This is a genomic window from Pseudomonas thivervalensis, from assembly GCF_001269655.1.
Lineage (GTDB): Bacteria > Pseudomonadota > Gammaproteobacteria > Pseudomonadales > Pseudomonadaceae > Aquipseudomonas > Aquipseudomonas thivervalensis.
In genome coordinates, this window is record NZ_LHVE01000013.1 from 35,520 (window position 1) to 52,059 (window position 16,540).

Annotated in this window: 20 protein-coding genes and 1 pseudogene; 7 read left to right on the forward strand and 14 right to left on the reverse strand. The window is 58.5% G+C overall.

Annotation, left to right across the window (positions count from 1 at the left end; genetic code table 11):
* Positions 1 to 196: 196 nt before the first annotated feature.
* The 6 genes from AD659_RS17960 to AD659_RS17980 form a co-directional block, all read right to left on the reverse strand.
* Entirely contained in the window at positions 197 to 580 is a 384-nt protein-coding gene (locus AD659_RS17960; protein WP_053123683.1) for a hypothetical protein, read from the reverse strand.
* 88 nt (positions 581 to 668) lie between these two features.
* Positions 669 to 872 (reverse strand): hypothetical protein, encoded by a 204-nt coding sequence (locus tag AD659_RS17965; protein ID WP_053123685.1) that lies wholly within the window; start codon positions 870 to 872, stop codon positions 669 to 671.
* Positions 873 to 941: 69 nt separating this feature from the next.
* Complete coding sequence (locus AD659_RS30000) at positions 942 to 1,115, reverse strand: hypothetical protein (RefSeq protein WP_167352832.1); 174 nt, start codon at positions 1,113 to 1,115, stop codon at positions 942 to 944.
* 271 nt (positions 1,116 to 1,386) lie between these two features.
* The gene (locus AD659_RS17970; RefSeq protein ID WP_053123687.1) at positions 1,387 to 1,797 is read right to left on the reverse strand and encodes a glycine zipper domain-containing protein; all 411 of its coding nucleotides are present in this window, start codon (positions 1,795 to 1,797) and stop codon (positions 1,387 to 1,389) included.
* A gap of 420 nt (positions 1,798 to 2,217) precedes the next feature.
* Positions 2,218 to 2,469 carry a hypothetical protein gene (locus AD659_RS17975; RefSeq protein WP_231987642.1) on the reverse strand — a complete coding sequence of 84 codons (252 nt, stop codon included), beginning with the start codon at positions 2,467 to 2,469 and terminating at the stop codon, positions 2,218 to 2,220.
* 90 nt (positions 2,470 to 2,559) lie between these two features.
* Positions 2,560 to 4,749 (reverse strand): GAF domain-containing hybrid sensor histidine kinase/response regulator, encoded by a 2,190-nt coding sequence (locus AD659_RS17980; RefSeq protein WP_053123689.1) that lies wholly within the window; start codon positions 4,747 to 4,749, stop codon positions 2,560 to 2,562.
* A gap of 564 nt (positions 4,750 to 5,313) precedes the next feature.
* On the opposite strand from AD659_RS17980, the gene AD659_RS17985 reads away from it, so the two are divergent.
* From AD659_RS17985 to AD659_RS18000, 4 genes are all read left to right on the forward strand, one after another.
* Positions 5,314 to 5,592, forward strand: coding sequence for a hypothetical protein (locus AD659_RS17985; RefSeq protein WP_053123691.1), 279 nt, complete (start codon positions 5,314 to 5,316; stop codon positions 5,590 to 5,592).
* A gap of 204 nt (positions 5,593 to 5,796) precedes the next feature.
* Entirely contained in the window at positions 5,797 to 6,474 is a 678-nt protein-coding gene (locus tag AD659_RS17990; RefSeq protein WP_053123693.1) for a phytanoyl-CoA dioxygenase family protein, read from the forward strand.
* Positions 6,475 to 6,574: 100 nt separating this feature from the next.
* A complete protein-coding gene (locus AD659_RS17995; RefSeq protein ID WP_053124179.1) occupies positions 6,575 to 7,615 on the forward strand; it encodes an alpha/beta hydrolase family protein in 1,041 nt (346 codons plus the stop codon).
* Positions 7,616 to 7,718: 103 nt separating this feature from the next.
* The gene (locus AD659_RS18000) at positions 7,719 to 8,108 is read left to right on the forward strand and encodes an SH3 domain-containing protein (protein ID WP_053123695.1); all 390 of its coding nucleotides are present in this window, start codon (positions 7,719 to 7,721) and stop codon (positions 8,106 to 8,108) included.
* 21 nt (positions 8,109 to 8,129) lie between these two features.
* Here the strand turns inward: AD659_RS18000 and AD659_RS18005 are convergent, their stop codons facing one another.
* Positions 8,130 to 8,495: a winged helix-turn-helix transcriptional regulator gene (locus AD659_RS18005; protein WP_053124181.1), complete on the reverse strand. Its 366-nt coding sequence runs from the start codon at positions 8,493 to 8,495 to the stop codon at positions 8,130 to 8,132.
* A 122-nt stretch (positions 8,496 to 8,617) separates the two neighbouring features.
* On the opposite strand from AD659_RS18005, the gene AD659_RS18010 reads away from it, so the two are divergent.
* Positions 8,618 to 9,616 carry an NADPH:quinone reductase gene (locus tag AD659_RS18010; protein WP_053123697.1) on the forward strand — a complete coding sequence of 333 codons (999 nt, stop codon included), beginning with the start codon at positions 8,618 to 8,620 and terminating at the stop codon, positions 9,614 to 9,616.
* Between the two features lie 111 nt (positions 9,617 to 9,727).
* Here the strand turns inward: AD659_RS18010 and AD659_RS18015 are convergent, their stop codons facing one another.
* The 3 genes from AD659_RS18015 to AD659_RS18025 form a co-directional block, all read right to left on the reverse strand.
* Positions 9,728 to 10,351 (reverse strand): SMI1/KNR4 family protein, encoded by a 624-nt coding sequence (locus AD659_RS18015; RefSeq protein WP_053123699.1) that lies wholly within the window; start codon positions 10,349 to 10,351, stop codon positions 9,728 to 9,730.
* 96 nt (positions 10,352 to 10,447) lie between these two features.
* Positions 10,448 to 11,263: a suppressor of fused domain protein gene (locus tag AD659_RS18020; protein ID WP_053123701.1), complete on the reverse strand. Its 816-nt coding sequence runs from the start codon at positions 11,261 to 11,263 to the stop codon at positions 10,448 to 10,450.
* 129 nt (positions 11,264 to 11,392) lie between these two features.
* Positions 11,393 to 11,881: a GNAT family N-acetyltransferase gene (locus tag AD659_RS18025; protein WP_053123702.1), complete on the reverse strand. Its 489-nt coding sequence runs from the start codon at positions 11,879 to 11,881 to the stop codon at positions 11,393 to 11,395.
* Between the two features lie 101 nt (positions 11,882 to 11,982).
* On the opposite strand from AD659_RS18025, the gene AD659_RS18030 reads away from it, so the two are divergent.
* Positions 11,983 to 12,549, forward strand: a complete 567-nt coding sequence (locus AD659_RS18030) for a nucleotidyltransferase family protein (RefSeq protein WP_053124183.1) — start codon at positions 11,983 to 11,985, stop codon at positions 12,547 to 12,549.
* Positions 12,550 to 12,555: 6 nt separating this feature from the next.
* Here AD659_RS18030 and AD659_RS18035 read toward each other — a convergent pair whose 3' ends face one another.
* From AD659_RS18035 to AD659_RS18045, 3 genes and pseudogenes are all read right to left on the reverse strand, one after another.
* Positions 12,556 to 13,002 (reverse strand): NUDIX hydrolase, encoded by a 447-nt coding sequence (locus AD659_RS18035; protein WP_053123705.1) that lies wholly within the window; start codon positions 13,000 to 13,002, stop codon positions 12,556 to 12,558.
* Between the two features lie 77 nt (positions 13,003 to 13,079).
* On the reverse strand, positions 13,080 to 13,883 hold the full coding sequence (gene dapF, locus AD659_RS18040; protein WP_053123706.1) for a diaminopimelate epimerase: 804 nt from the start codon (positions 13,881 to 13,883) through the stop codon (positions 13,080 to 13,082).
* Positions 13,884 to 14,001: 118 nt separating this feature from the next.
* A pseudogene (locus tag AD659_RS18045) lies at positions 14,002 to 14,871 on the reverse strand (helix-turn-helix domain-containing protein).
* A 66-nt stretch (positions 14,872 to 14,937) separates the two neighbouring features.
* Between AD659_RS18045 and AD659_RS18050 the strand changes: the two are divergent.
* A complete protein-coding gene (locus tag AD659_RS18050) occupies positions 14,938 to 15,279 on the forward strand; it encodes a hypothetical protein (RefSeq protein ID WP_053123708.1) in 342 nt (113 codons plus the stop codon).
* Between the two features lie 21 nt (positions 15,280 to 15,300).
* Here AD659_RS18050 and AD659_RS18055 read toward each other — a convergent pair whose 3' ends face one another.
* Positions 15,301 to 16,461 (reverse strand): PDZ domain-containing protein, encoded by a 1,161-nt coding sequence (locus AD659_RS18055; protein ID WP_053123710.1) that lies wholly within the window; start codon positions 16,459 to 16,461, stop codon positions 15,301 to 15,303.
* Positions 16,462 to 16,540: the final 79 nt, after the last annotated feature.

Here is a 16,540-nt window from a genome sequence, read left to right on the forward strand (position 1 = left end):
TTTTGTGGCGAGGGAGCTTGCGCCCGCTCGGTTCTGTAGGAGCTGGCGAAGCCTGCGATCTTTTGATCTTTCGCTTGAGATTCAAGTGTCTTTGGAAAGATCGCAGCCTCGTTGCACTCGACAGCTCCTACGCACCCCAGCGGGAGCAAGCTCCCTCGCCACAACAGCGGATCGGTGTTGGATGACGACGCAGTGGTTATTGACCCGAGCTGCCGGAGCCGCCCGATCCCGAGCCGCTGCCGCCCGAGCTGCCACCGCTGTCACTGGTACCGGTTCCGCCATTGGTGCCGCCGCCGGCGTCGGCACCGCCCATCGTGCTGCCGCCACTCATCGAACCGCTGCCTGTACCGGGACTGGTGCTGCTGCCGCTGGCATCGCCGCCATTGCCGCCTCCTACGGAGCCTGGCGGCAAGGCGTTACCGCTGGCACCGGATTTGGAGCCGGCCTCCATTTCCGAGGAAGGTGGCATCCCGCCCTTGTCCACGGGGGGCGTGCCGCTCGAAGATTGTGCGAAAGCGGCCAACGAACTAACCGAAAGAATCCCGGCGAGTGTCAGCGCTGTCATGTTGGACTTCATCATGGTGAGTCTCCTTTTCAAGGTACTTACCTGATGTGTGGCATGTGTGACGGGGCGATGGTGCCACTGGATCGACGGGCGGCCCTGCCGATCAGCTCGGCTTGCCGGAGGCATCGTCACCGGCGATGTCCGGATCATCCGGGGTCGCCTCGATATCCTCATCGTCGCTGGGTACCTGCTCCACGCCGGCATCGTCATCGGGAGGGAGCTGGTCGCGGCTCAGCGGGTTGGTGGGCGATGGCAGCGGGTATTCCGGGGTTTCTTCGTCGTTGGGGGCGGGGGAATTGGCAGTCATATAACCTCCTGGCAGGCGCGCGCAGCTGTCCTGCGGCTTACAGAATGCGGGGGATCAGCTTGAGCGACTTCAATCGTAGGACTCGTCCTCGAGTTCAGCGTCTTCATCGTCGAGCAAGGGCACCTTTGCATCATCCATCAAGGAGCCGGGATCTTCATTGCCCGGGTCGTTGGGGCCCGGATCATTGATGAAGGGGACGCCCGTCGGGCCTTTTTCTTCCTTGCCTTCGGTTTCCGGCGTCATGGCACACCTCGTGATTGCTGATGGATGTATGAGTTTGAGGCGGGGGGGTGGCAATCGTTCCCCTGTGTGGGAGCGAGCTTGCTCGCGATAGCGGTGGCGCAGTTACACAGCGGCTGGACCTGCCTGTTCTTCTTGCCTTGGGCTCCTGATCTCGACACGCCGTCAAAAAGAAGCCCAAAAAAACGGCGCTTCCTATTTCTGAAAGAAGCGCCGTTTTTCTAAGTGAACAGCATTACGGCACAACGCCGGTTCTATTCATCCAAGCATCCGCTTAACGATGCTTTCTCTTGTGCTTGTGCTTCTTGCCACTGGAGTGACCGTCGTTGTCATTGGACAGGTTGCTGCCCAACGCGCCGCCCGCCGCGCCACCGATGCCTGCGCCGATGGTGGAGCCGGTGGAGCCGCCCAGGCGGTTACCGACAATCGAACCACCGGCCGAGCCCAGGCCACCGCCGATAGCGGCTTCCGTGCGGCTGCCTTTGCGCGCGCCCACGGCGCTGCCGGCTGCGCCGCCGACACCGGCGCCAATCGCCGCGCCTGTGCTGCCGCCCATTTGCTGGCCGACCACGTTGCCCAACACACCGCCCAGACCACCGCCGACTGCAGCGGTACCGTCGCCGGCAGCCATCGCGCCCTGGGCAACCACCAGCCCCAGTACCAAGGTGGACAAAGTCAAACGCATGATAGAAACCTCAAGAATGCCGCATCGGGGAGAAATGGCCGGTGCGCGCGGGCGCGAGTTTACGCCACACAGCGCCAGCCATGACGGTTGGACAACGAAACGGCGGATTATTTTATGACAGGCAAAAAAAAGCCCGCTGGGGAAACGGGCAGGTACTGCTTTCTAACGGATGAGCTCAGAGTACGTACCTGCTTGTGAAAGAAACGTGAAAGAAACCGCCGGTTGAGAAAAGATGAAAAATATTTATGTAAAGACCGGAATGCTCCCCGTAGGAGCTGCCGAAGGCTGCGATCTTTTGATCTTTTGATCTTTCGCTTGAGACTCAACTGTCTGGGAAAAGATCGCAGCCTCGTTGCACTCGACAGCTCCTACGCAGCTTCTACACCGTCCGGTGGGAACGATCTCTGGTCACGATTCCCGTCACTTCTTGACCGGAACCCTGGGCAAAAACTTGGCCTTCTCCCCTCGCTGCACCTTGGCCACCTTCGTCCTGATGGACTTGATCGGTTCGTCGCCAAAATCTGCATGATAGGCCGACTGGCCACACTGCAACCCTTCATTGATCGGATACGCGGCTCCGTTATCCTCGCTGTACGGTGCTCCCATTGCCTTTCCCCTTTCATTGAGGTCCATACCGACAACAAACGGTTGCCTGACAATATTGACCTTCACGTCAATGAGACTAGTCGGTCATCAACAGACTGTTGATTCAACAAAGCCCCTCGCCGACGAATGGAACTCACTGTTTCAGAAAAGAAACACTCATTCAGCGCCCAACATCGTCCGGTTCAAAACCCGGGAAACCTGGTCGGCTGAATAGGGTTTGGACAAGAATTCAAAGCCCTCATGCCCACTGTGGGCCAACTCTTCGCTGTAGCCGGAGGTGAGCACCACCGGCAGGTCCGGGCGGCGCTGGCGCAGTTCCCGGGCCAGGGCGATACCGCTGATGCCCGGCATCACCACGTCAGAAAATACCGCGTCGAATGCCATCGCATCCGGCCCGACCATTTCCAGCGCTTCTTCAGCGTTGGTCGCCCAGGCGGTTTCGTAGCCCAGGTCCTGGAGGATCTGGTTGGCAAAACGCCCCACCTCCAGGTTGTCTTCCACGATCAACACCCGGCGCTTGCCCTTTTCCAGCACCAAGTGCGTAACCTCTTCCCTGACCGGCTCGTGGTTTTTTTCGGGCGCCACCTCCGGAAGGTACAACGTGAACACCGTCCCCTCGCCCACCACGGTGGAAACATCGACGTTGCCACCGGACTGCTTGGCAAAGCCAAACACCTGGGACAAGCCCAGCCCCGTGCCCTTGCCCACTTCCTTGGTGGTGAAGAAGGGTTCGAAGATGTGCTCGAGCACTGGCGAGTCAATACCGGTACCAGTGTCAGCCAAGGCAATGGCGGCAAAGGATTGCCCGGCCCCGGCATGACCACGGATCGGCGGCATGCCACCGCCGCAACTGACCCGAAGCCACAGCGTGCCCTGGCCATTCATGGCATCCCGGGCGTTGAGGGCCATGTTGATCAATGCCGTTTCGAACTGGCTCAAATCCGCGCGGATATAACAAGGTCGGTCGCACAACTCGACATTGACCTGGATTCGCGCCCCGGTGACGGTTTGCAGCATGTCCCCCAGGCTCTGCACCAGCTTGCCCACGTCGATGACTTGCGGCTTCAACGGCTGGCGCCGGGCAAACGCGAGCAACTGGCTGGTCAGCTTGGAGGCGCGTTCCACCGTTTCCGAAACCGCCGTCATGTAGCGTTGCCGACGGTCGTCGGACAGGTTGGGCATGCGTAAAAAGTCCACCGAAGAACGGATGATCGTCAGCAGGTTGTTGAAATCATGGGCGACACCACCGGTGAGCTGGCCGATGGCTTCGAGTTTCTGCGATTGGCGCAGCGCCGCCTCGGTCTGTTTCAAACGCGTGGTGCGTTCCTCGACCCGCTCCTCCAGCGTCGCGTTCAACTCGGCCAGGGCCGCCAGGCCTTCGCGCACGGCCGCGTCGGCACGGGCGCGCTCGATGTGGGCCCAGGATCGCTCGGTGACCTCCATCAGCAGCGCCAGGTCGTAGGATGACCAGACCCGCGGCGTTTTGTCGTGAATCGCCATCAGCGCAGTCAATCGCCCGCCCTTGATCAACGGCACGCAGATGGTGGCCGCGATGCCAATGGCCTGGAACGTCGCCGCCTCCTCCGGCGCCAGCTCCTTGAGGTTGTCGTGGATCACCAGCGGCTTGCCGGCCCGTAGATTCGTGACCGCCAGTCGGCCGAAATCAGCCAGCCTATAGTGCCCAAGGATATGCGGCGACCCCACCCTGGCCCAATCGCCGCGAATGGTGAAACCGTCCTCGTCCTCATCCATGTCCGCGTAGGCACAATTGGACAGGTTCAGATGCGCCGCCAGGATCCGCGTGGTGGCGGCCATGATGCTCTGCGGGTCGGCGGCATTCGCCACGGCATTGCCGATAGCATCCAGCACAGCCAGGCGCTGAGTCATGAACACCGTGGATGTGGTCTCGGTGACCGTGTCCAGCATGCCTACCACCTTGCCGAACTGGTCACGGATGGGGCTGTAGCAGAAGGTGAAATAAGCCTGCTCCGGGCCAGCGCCACGCTCGATGACCAAGGGGAAGTTTTCTATAAAGGTCGCTTGCCCTTCGAAAGTCGCGTACACGATCGGCCCGATATCGCTCCAGACCTCCTGCCACACCTCATTGAATGGCCGCCCCAGCGCCTCGGGCTTGCTGCCGAGGATCGGCAGGAACGCATCGTTGTACAACGTGATCAGGTCCGGCCCCCACACGATAGCCTGGGGAAAATGCGAGGCGAGGCTCAGCGCCACGGTGGTCTTCAACACATCAGGCCACTGCCCAGGCGGCCCGAGCGGCGTGTCCTCCCAAGAATGGCGGCGGACCCGCTCAGCCATTTCTCCATAGCTCTGGAGCCAATCTGTCATTGCGTTCGATCCTTCTGAGACGCCAATACCAACGAGGGGAAAGCTTGTGACCCCAAGCAGGGCCGTATTATCCCGCGCCGGGTGGGAATGCGCGATTGGATTGTGGGATGAATCGGGGGGCAAATGGGGGGTAAAGGGCGGAACTTGGAGGTTGGGCTACAGAAACATCCTACATATCATTGGGAATTGGCCCGATGTAAGCGAGGGGCTTGCTGAGTCGTAAGACATAGAGCTCAGATACTTACGGCTATGGCAACGTCCTACATATGATTGGGAATCCCCTTCCCTATCAATCCCTTGCGTATTTTTTGCGGTGGCGACTATAGTCTTGGCGTCGCCCAGATGGCGACCGGGTTTGGCGACCCGATTGACACAAGTGCAACGGTGCTTTCTGCTGTGGCAGAAGCACACTCGTGCTCACAGAAACTGCTTTATGGCAGCTGTGCGCGGGAGACCTTCGGGTCTGCCGGCTCCTTGTGTCACCGGTTCGCCAACCTGCGTACAGCTGTCACCCTTTGTTTGGCGACAAAGTGTGGCAGTTCATTCATGACACAAGGAATTGATATGAACCGATATATGGGCCTCACCAGCAACGCCGACGACCAACCCCTCTACGTCGATACCACCGCCCCACTACACATCCTGCTCGACTCAGCCGCCTACCGAATCCGTGCCGCCACCCAGTTCCTGGAGAACTTGGCGATGCGTGATGAACTGACCATCGATCCTGCGACCTTGCAAGATCTGGCACAGCTTTGCTGCATCCCGCTGCGCGATGGGTGCGACGTGATCGATGTGATTGCCCGAAGATTAGATGCGGCACCGGCCGGTTCCACTCTATAAGCCAGCCAGCCGACAACCCGTGGCGAGGGAGCTTGCTCCCGCTGGGCTGCGCAGCGGCCCCTTTTGTGAGCGCTGCGCACTCAAGCGGGAGCAAGCTCCCTCGCCACGGGTTCATCGTTTCCTTACGGAATAGCATTACGGCAGTTCCACTTTTGGATTGCCTACTAACCTTCCAAAGGTCCGCACAAGAAAGTCGAAAACAACATGCCTGACCGCAAACAACTTCACCAAAACGGCTATGCCCTGCTACGTCAAGCGATCCCGACTGAGTGGCTGGTTGATTTGCGTAGCGTGTTCGATGCAGGTGTGCGGCCGTCGGACCAATGGCCAGTGCCCCGCGGCATGGACTGGCGCTATTCGATGCTGGACGATGATTCGAAGATTCAAGCCGTGTGCCGCCTACCCCTGCTACTGGCGGTGGCAGGTGAGTTGATCGGTGAGCAATTCTTCCTCTCCCAAGTAGAAGGCCGCGAACCCTTTGCCGGCGGCGGCCACCAACAACTGCACCGCGACTTGTCGGCCCAACGCCCAGGCGACATCGCCATCGCGCTGGCTTTTTTCGACGATTACGGCCCCGACAACGGCGCGACACGGCTCGTCCCCGGCAGCCATCGCCCCGAGCCGGACGCCCCACCCTTCGACTTCAATGACGAGTCGCGCGCCGTACAGCTTTCAGGCAGCGCCGGCGACATCCTGGTATTCGATGTCGATTTGGTGCACGCGGGCAGCCTGAACGTAATCGGCGCACGTCGTCGTTCCATTCTGATCAGCTATTTCTCGGAGTCGCTCTACGCCTCACACCTGGAAACCGCGGCGCTGCGCAATATCCGGATGGATACCCGTGACCGATTTACCCCCTCGGAGTTTGCTTTCGAGGGCTAGGTATTTTGGTCGCTGAAAGTTGTGCGCAACGGTTCGAATCTGAGCTTTAATGCCCGTGCTCATCGACAGCCCCATTCGTCTGATCAAGGAAGAAACGACATTGAAAACAACTTTCGGCGCCCTGTTGTTGGCCTGCCTGACAACCACCGTATTGGCTGATGAAAACCCCATCGGTTTCCAATCCTCCACCCTGCCGGATCCAAACAATGGTCGGGCTCTGGAGATGGTCGTTTGGTACCCCGCCGCAACCACCGCAACCCCACAACTGATCGCCGATAACGCGGTGTTTGTCGGCGCCGCTGCCGTGCGTAACGCACCGCCCTCTGCCGACGCACATCCACTGGTGGTGCTCTCCCATGGCTACAGGGGTAACTGGAGCAACCAGATTTGGCTGGCCAGCGCCTTGGCCCAAAAGGGTTACATCGTCGCCGCCCTCAACCACCCCGGCAGCACTACCCATGACCGCAGCCCGCAAGCAGCGGCGCAGCTATGGCAGCGCCCCGTTGACCTGCGCCGAGCCATCGATGCGGTCACGACCCAACCGGAAAAATTTGGCCGGGTCGCCAATGGCCGAATTGCAGCCGTGGGCCATTCACTCGGTGGTTGGACTGCCCTGGAAATCGCCGGCGCTCGCTTCGACCCAGAGCGCTTCGCCCAAGACTGCAAAGCCCATTCGCAGTTAGGCAGTTGCACCGTTTACCAACAGATGAATCCCGCCAGCATCCCAGAATCAAAGGCCGAACTGGCCGCCGATTGGCGCGATAAACGCGTCACCGCCGTGGTGACATTGGACCTGGGCCTGTCACGGGGCCTGACCGATGAAAGCTTGGCCGCGCTGCCTGTACCCGCCCTGGTGATCGCAGCTGGCGTACCGTCGCGAGCGCTTCCCGCCGAGTTGGAGTCCTCCAACCTGGCGAAACGCCTACCCCAAGCGACAAGTCGTTACGTCGAGATCAGCGACGCCAGCCATTTCAGCTTCATGTCGATGTGCAAGCCTGGCGCGCAGAAGATCCTCGAAGAGCACGTGCCGGGAGATGGCATTATTTGTCAGGATGGGGATGGCGGGCGTGCTCGTGGGGTAATTCAGCAGCAAGTTGCATCGCTGATAGCGGAGTTTTTGGCGCAGTCCGTCGGGCACTGAAGAAGGCCTTTTGTGAACGGCCCTTCCTCGTCAAAGATAGGTCTCTTTCCCAATAGTTTCCGACTTGACTATCCTACGCCCCCACCCAAACGGACTCACCAAGATGTATCTGCGTTCAAGCCTGTTGTGCCTGTGCCTTTTCAGCAGCCTGAGCCAGGCCGCTGTTAACTGTTCTGCCCTGGCGGAAAAGATCTCCGGGACGGTGCCTGAGTTTCATCCGTCCGTGCAAGGCAAGGTCATTGGCACCGGACGCCTGCACTTCCACGAAGCACCGGACGAAGCCTGTGCCAATAAGAAGATTTTCGTAATACCCGGCGACTCCCTCACCGTTTATTCCAGTCTTGAAGACGAGTCATGGCTGGAAGTGAACTACATTGCCAAGAGTGGCGACGACTACACCGGTTGGGTAAAGGCTGATCGGGTCGAGATTGGCGTACCTTACGGAGCGCCATCGGACGGTGCCGAAGAGGCATCGGTGGGTGATGCCCAATAATTTGCTCGGATCGCTGTCCGGCTAATCATCTAACCGATTGGCTCTAGGGTTGGGGTCCTCCGGCATCTGTGCAAGATACAACTCGCCCCAAGCCTTCATTGCTTCCAGAGTCGGGGCCAGTGAGTGCCCGAGCGGTGTAAGTGTGTATTCCACGCACGGCGGCACTTGCGCGAACACCTTGCGAGTGACGATTCCTGACGCTTCCAGCTCCCGTAATTGCAAGGTCAGTGAACGCTGAGTGACACCGCCAATCAGGCGTCCAAGCTCGCCAAAGCGTTTTGTGCCTCCCAGCAGATAGTGAACGATTAGCGGCTTCCATTTTCCGCCCGCTATTTTGACGGTCAATTCGACTGCACAACGGTAGTCATTGGCGGCTTTCGCAGTCATGAAAAGCTCCATTAGTATAGTTTTTATCCTTATATATCCATCATGTGCCTACTTGTCAAAACGCTTGTGGAATTTCAAGCTGACTTCCAAATGACATTTCCAGGCGCATAGGGGAATCAGCGATGAAGGCGGCTTATTACGAAAAGCAGGGAAGCGCTCAAGACGTACTCGTGGTTGCTAACGTAGCTGAGCCGGTCCCATGCTTCGGGGAAGTTCGAGTGCGCCTTCATGCATCCGGTTTGAATCCGAGTGATATCAAGGCGCGGACAGGTTTTTCGGCCGGGATGCCCTACAAACGAGTCATCCCTCACCAGGACGGTGCGGGTGTGATTGATCGCGTGGGCGAAGGTGTCTCGGTGGATCGGGTCGGGCAACGTGTGTGGGTTTATGAAGCCCAGCAAGGCAGCCCGAACGGCACCGCCGCCGAATATGTTGTGGTACCCACACACAAGGCCATCGAGCTCCCAGAGGGCGTTGGCATGGAGGTTGGCGCATCATTGGGTATTCCGGCCCTGACGGCACACCGCTGCCTGCTCTCGGATGGCAACATCCGAGGTAAGCGTGTTCTAGTGCATGGCGGTGCGGGCAGCGTCGGAACGGCGGCGATACTGCTTGCGAAGTGGGTAGGTGCCTGGGTGGCGACAACGGTTTCAAATGCCTCACAAGCGGCCGTTGCTTTGGCCGCAGGCGCGGATCTGGTCATCGACCGCCATCGAGAAAACACTGCCGATATCGTGGAGAGAGCGACCGATAGCCAGGGTGTTGATCGGATTGTAGACGTAGATTTGATGGCAAATATGACCACCAATCTTGCCTGTTCATCTCCAGGCGCAGTGGTGAGCGCCTACGCCCTCCAACAATCGACAGATGTGTTGGCGGTGCCAATCCTCGAGGCGATGAAAAAGGGCATCGTCTTTCGATTTATCTATATCTACAACGTCCCGCAGTCAGAAAAGCGAAAAGCTATCCAAGCTATTACTGAGTGCCTGACCGCAGGGGCGTATGCACCAAAAATTGGAATGAGAGTCGGCCTGAACGACATTATCAAGGCGCATGAGGCAATGGAGGCCAGCCAAGTAGTGGGTAAAATCATCATTGATCTTCCAAGCGACCATGATTGATAGCAGGCGCCTGTCCCATCACTAAATGCGTTGGGACGCGGTCACTTCGGACGACTTTCGTGGATATTGTCGACTTCTCATCTCCTGTCACAACAGGTCCATGACAAGACTTCAAATCGTCCGATCCAGAACCCGCGCATTCCACAATTCCCGATACCGCTCCCGCCAACCCGGGCTCCCCTTATCCAACCAATCCAACGTTGCCTCAATACTCTCAGGGCTGATCATGAAGTGATTGATATGCTCCTCGATTCGCTCTTCCGACAGATGCAACGAGTCCAGATAACTGTTGAAAGAATCCGCCAACACCACGTACTCATCACCCTGCTGACGGCGCCCAGTCCAAGCGGGCAAGCCTGCCACCATCGCCGCCACGTCCTGGCGCCCTTCCCGCAAATCCAGCAGCAAGATACTCGCACCGCCGTCGCGACCTATCGGCAGCAACCCCGTTTCGGGGAAGCCGGGCTGCGCCTGCAGTTGCTCCAGTTCGAAGGGGTTGGATTCATACGCTTTGTCCGGGTCCAGCCCGTACAGTGAAAAACTCAGCAATTCCTCATCACCATTGGCGAGCGTGGCCAGCACATCGTATTCCAGGTAGGCGCCGTTGCAGATTTTGAGGAACTGGCGATAGTCGTCCGGCAGGCGCGCACCCAGGCTGGCTTCCAGCTGCGCGATGGCACGGTCGGTGGCGCCTTCACGGGTGTCTTCGAGGATGAGTCCGCGGTAGTCAGTCATTGATGTCTCGGAAGTATTGGGTGGGACGCGGTATCAATCGATCTTACAAAAAAGCGACGTTCACTTGGTTGGTTTTTGGCCGATCCCCCTCCGGCCTCACACCACACTCGCCCGATGCAAGCTGCTCATATGCCCAACGCCCGCCGCCTTCAAACGACTCACCAGATCCTCCCGCGCCGCTCGCCCTCCCGAACGCACGTACTCCAGCTCCGCCGCCGTAATCAATACCACCGGCACCAATCTGACCGGGGACAAGGGCATGTCATCCAGTTGGGTAGGGAAATCCGGCGCCGGGGCGCCGAGCAGAACGCCGGTAGAGTCGTCATCGGTCACGAAGTGCTTGGGCAGTTGATCGCTCATGTGGTGCGATTGGCTCAGCCCGGGGAGTTCGAGGGATAGCGTCCCGTACTGATCGAGTTGGTGGGTGATGCCGCCAGCGTCGGCGACCGTTTTGGCGACGTGCTCTAGCAGCTCGAAAGCCCAACTGCCCTTGAAAGGATCGACCTCGCCCACGGGGCCATAGGCGTGCTCGGGGATATCCGCGGTCTCGACGAACAATTCCATCTCGAAGCCGTTGCCCATGCCTTCCGTATCATCGAACGGATCGGACAGGCCTTCAGTGGCGAGGATGATCGTGTCGCCACGGCGAATCACACGATAGGCCTGACGGGTCGAAGGCCAGTAAGGGCCGCCGGAAAAGGTCGGGCTGATCAGGTAGGCAAGGACATCCCGCTCGACCGTGCCGACAGCGCTCCAATGACGATCCAGGCACGCTGCGCCGGCTTCTCGGACAGCCAGATTGGCCGCTTCAGCCTCGGTCAGGTCGCCAAGCTCGGGGGATTGCGACGCGGGCTGGTCGTCTTGGGTTTCAGGGGCTTTCGATGAACCGAAGAGTTTCTTGAAGAAATTCATGGGCGTTCCTTGCTGGGTTTTCGCTCGGCTTCACCGGTATCAACACTCGCTGATCCGAGGGCAAGCGTCGGGCGCATTGTGGCGTGTTGGGGTTGATTTGAAAACGTGGTCAGGAGACGAGATGCGGACCTATGCACGGCCCGCTCTACCGCGACGCATATGGATGAGTGCGGTTCTACGATGATCTGGAGAAACTCGCTCTTCGACAGCGAAGGGCAAAAAGCCCAGCTTTGGATAAAGCAGCAAGCCGGCCGTGTTTTCATTGAAACACGATATCTGCACCTCAGTGGCGTCATAGCGGTCGAATGCCAAGGCCGTCATTGTTTCCACAAGAAAACTGGCAACGCCTTTACCTCGGACCTCTTGGGCAACGATGACATTGCCGATGCAGCAAACCCCACCTGTTTCAGCCCGATAGAAGTTAGCAAAACCGACGACGCGATTCCCTGCCTCGACGACCGTCGAATCGAATCGTTGAGCGATAGCGTCAGCCAACTGAGCCTCGGTCAGAGGGTATTGGGCTTTCGGGAACATATAAAACAGTTCCCGAGCATCCAGCGCAAAGCTACAGATCGTCTTGATGTCATCAGCCGTCACTGGCCTGCTTTGCAATATCATTGGGCGTCCTTGAGATCCATGTGTTTGGTATCTTGGCTCACCTGATTTTGCTCAAACATCTGTCGGGGCGCCAGGACCGGACCGATTCCAAAAGGATGAACATGACATTGACAGTCGAAACCTTGGTCAGCATTGCAATGACCAACCCAATCAACGCACAAATCACTTCGCGCTTGCCTTCACTCGGTTTGAATCAATGCATGCTCACGGCTGGCTGCCTGTTCCAAGCCGTCTGGAATCATCAGACGCAGCAGCCGCCCGCTTGGGGCGTGAAGGATTACGATGTTTTTTACTTCGACCCGGACCTGTCTTGGGAAGCCGAGAACGAAGTGATCCACGCCGCCCAACGTCTCTTTCAAGACCTCGACGTCAACATCGAAGTCAAGAACCAGGCTCGCGTCCACCTTTGGTACGGTCAGCGGTTTGGCAAGCCTTATCCTCAGCTTCAGTCGGCCAAGGATGGCATTGATCGTTACTTGATTGCAGGTACGTGTATTGGGTTGGATGTTGAAACCGGTGAGGTCTATGCGCCCTATGGCCTGGACGACGTCGAGCAAGGCGTTCTTCGTATCAACCCAAAGAATCCCCAGCCGGATTTGTTCGATGAGAAGGCGAAAAGTTATCAGACTCGCTGGCCGTGGCTCAGGATCATGGATGACCGTCACTGATCCGACTCACTCCAGGAGCGAAGCCGACTTGAGCAAATCGTAAAGTCCTTCAGGCACCAGCGGTGATAGAGCGGTGAAACTGGCACTGGAGCACCACGTTGCTCTAAACGATGCACCGTCGCTTTCAAAGCCTTCCAGCCAGGTTTTTTCGTAGAGATCCGCGTCGTCGAACCTTGCGTCGTAGACCTGGACGATCTCGTGCCCAGGCTTGCCGGCGTAGGTAAAAATACTTTCCAAAGTGCCAATCAGCCGAAGGTCACTGATCGAGGCGCCCAGTTCCTCTTGCACTTCTCGGACAATGGCATCGTGGCTCCTCTCGCCGAATTCAATGCCACCACCCACCGGACGAAAATACATCTGCTGTTTGATGGCATCGTAAAACTGGTTGACCAGTATTTTTCCGTGATGATGAAAGATACAAAGCGCGAGGGGGCGAATGCGCTGCTCCGACATGAATAAAATTTCCTTTTGATTTAATGATCAACATACGTACTGCAAATTCCAGTGTCAGGGCTAAAGCGCCCACCGACTCAGCCTTGACTCATTGTCCCCGAAAAACTCGCCTCCACCGGCCCGATAAGAAAGACCGCGCCCACACCATCCCATCGCACCGTCACGCTGCCGCCATCACATTCAACCTCGACGGTGCTGTCCAACAAACCACGACGAATTCCATTAACAACCGCACCGCACGAACAGGACCCCGACCCCAGCGCAATCCCTGCCCCGCGCTCCCAGATGCGCAGCCGAATATGCGTGCGATCAATGATCTGGACGAAATGAACGTTGGTCTTGAGCGGGAACAGCTCGTTGGTTTCGATGGCCGGCCCTATCGTCGCGATATCAACGCTGACCAGGTCATCGACAAAATAAGTGCAGTGGGGATTTCCCATGCTGCACGCGGCTGGACTGCCGGCCAGTGGCAAGGCGGCGGTGTCCAGTTCTTGCGCCAAGGGAACGTCCGACCAGTCGAAAAGCGGCACGCCCATGTCGACGGAAATGTCGCCCGTTGGGGTACGCTCGCAAGTCAGCAGACCACGGTTAGTGCGCAGCACCAGCGAAGTCACATTGGCTTCGCGCATGAGCAGGTCCGCCGCTCCCCGCGTTGCGCTGCCGCAAACATCCAACGCGGAGCCATCCGCGTTCCAGAACATCACCCGTGCATCGGCATCGTCGCAATCGAGCAGCACCGCGAGTTGGTTGAAGCCTACGCCCAAGTTCCGATTCCCCATTCGCCGGGCCATGGCGCTCGTCACCGGATTGGCTGAATTTCGCGAATCGACAATAACGAAGTCATCGCCATTGGCATGCATCTTATGAAAGCTCAGTGGCATGCAAACGCTCCGCTGGAGACGGAGATGGAGTTACCACAATAAAAATTGCAGGGTGCTTGAATGTTCCGGACATACAGCATGATTCGATTGAGTGACGGTTGCATGGGTTCTTCCTTGATCATTGTGAGTGTTGCGCCTGCTCATATGCCTTGGTCATGACCTCCCAGGTCTTGGCGTCGGCAGGAATCAAATGCTCGATACGCAATGAGCTCATCGTGATGTCGAGCGGCATGCCGAAGGTTGTGAACGTTGACATGAACGTCAGCTCACCCTGGGGAGAGTCGACTCGTGTCAGTAACAGCGGAGGCAGTTCGTTCGCCAGCGCCGCAGCGCTGTGTGGCGCTGGCAGGTTTTTCAGAATCTCAGCCAGCGCGGGATTGTTCAAGGCTTCCCGGGATGCCCGTTGCCAGGCCACCAATCTTATTTCCTCGGTGTTGCTCAAATGGTCGCCCAAGCCACCGCGTTGCAGCAGTGTCACCAAGAGGTTGAGTCCCTCCGCCGCCTCTCTGGCAAGCCCCACCAGATCGAACAAAACACCCGCACTGGCATTGGCGGCGAGGATGTCCCATTGAGCATTCAGAACAATCGCCGGAGCAGGGTTATTGGCATGAAGTACATGGTCAATGGCATCACGTACCACGTCCATTGACGACGACGTGAGCGGCGTTGTTTCGTAGCGAGGGGCGTAACCACTGGCCAGGAAGATGTCGTTGCATCGCTCCAAAGGCACATCCAGGGCAGTCAACACGTTATGCAGAGTGCCGGGGCTTGGCTTGGCTTGGCGCGCCCCGTCTCGATGCAACTAAGGTGACGCTGAGAAATCCCTGTGATCAGTGCACAGTCCAGCTGACTCAGTCCGGCCTGTTGGCGCAAGTGACGCAGTTGCGCACCGGCTGAGGTTGGCGGTGTTGTTCGAGAGAAAGGTCGACTGGTCATCCGTTGACTCTGGCATTGCGGGGTGAGCGGCGTCGATGACCTCAGAGGTCATTGAAACCATGACGGTCAAATCACTAGCCTACCTCCACTGCTCAATGAACTTGTCCCAGGAGGCAACGTGAAGAAACCTTATATCGCACTTGTCACGCTGCTGCTTTTTTCCGTGTACACGGCGAGTACTTTGTTCCTCGCCGAGCAATCGCTCCTGGCGTTCGGCGTCGGGCTCATGTCTCGCCCGGACACCGCGCAGGTCGTCATCGACCTTTATCTGCTCGCTTGCATGGCGTGCATCTGGATGTACCGGGACACACGTTCGAAAGGCAGGTCGCTCACATCGCTGCTGCCTTACCTCCTGATCACGGCTATCTTCGTATCAATCGGTCCACTGTTGTACATCGTCGTTAACGGATTTGGACGCCAGTCGCCGGTGACAGATACTCCTGATTACCCACCTCCTTAGCAATGCATCACAGCGCCCCCATCAAGGCCAATCAACAAGCACCGCTTTCGGATCGCCCTGGCGCATCTGGGCCAGTTCAGCCTCCGCCTTGGCTTGCGTCGCGTGGCAGAACTCGAAGGCGTTCTGGGTCTTGCCGGTCGGCCCCTTGGCCTCGGCCATGCACACCGCCGCACCCGGTGCACAAACGGCACTGTTGAGTTTGAAATCCCCCCACACGCCGGGTTGTTCCTGCTTCACCTTGGCGATGTAGCTCTTGAGCGAGGGTTGCATGTCGCTCGCGGCCCCGGCGATCAATTTCACCGGGCTAACAGCAGCGCCGTACGTATGCTGGGTGGACAGCACGGCGGTGCAGTACATTGCGGCGGCCGGGATCGCCGCCGTGGCACCGTTCGCCATCACCGTCGGGGTCACCGAGACTTGAGTCCCGCCAGGCCCCACCAGAACCGGAACGATGCTAAACGCGTTGTTTCGCCAGACCTTCAGGTTCACCCGCGAGCCGATTGGCGCTTTGGCAACGGCCACCCTGAAATCGATTGAGTCGGCGATAAGCCCGTTGTCCACTGCCACGATCACGTCTTGAGGCAAGATCCCGGCCTGTTGCGCACCGCTCCCCGGTACAGTCGCCTGCACCACAACCCCGGCGGGAGGCGCTGACAGAGCCATCGCCCGCTTCGGATCGATGGTCTCGATGCTGGCGCCGATCCTGCCGCGAGGTAAATTGGCCGGCTGGCAGCCTTTTTCAAGCCATACCTGGCCGGCCGCTTCTTTTCGAGCCATGGCGACCTGCTTCAGGATCGGCTCAGCGCTCGCCTGATACATCGGCACCTCACTGAGGGACATTTCGATGTACTCACAGGACTTGGAGCGATACCGGTCAGGCGTTTCCCGGCTCACCAGCTTTTGCAGGTCGATGGGCGGCAGGCCTTGGGGGGCGGCAACGGTGGAGGTTGCAGGGGAGACGCTGGCAGAGTCCGCAGTCGCGACCGAGGAGACCACATAGGCGCCGGCCGCCAGGCCTACGGCACTGGTCATTACGCTGGTGTCCACGCCCCCCATGGGAAGCAGCATCGCACCGACTACCGCCGCCTCACCGAGACCGCCATCAGAGGCACAGCCAGCCAAAGCAGTGAGCGAAAGTGCAACGGCGAGCCTGGTGCTTGATTTGAAGGCAGGTGCAGACATTTCGCTTCTCAGTGATGGATTCGAATGGATCGTGCCGCATCATGGCAAAGTGCCTTGAAGTTGTATATCGAATGCACGT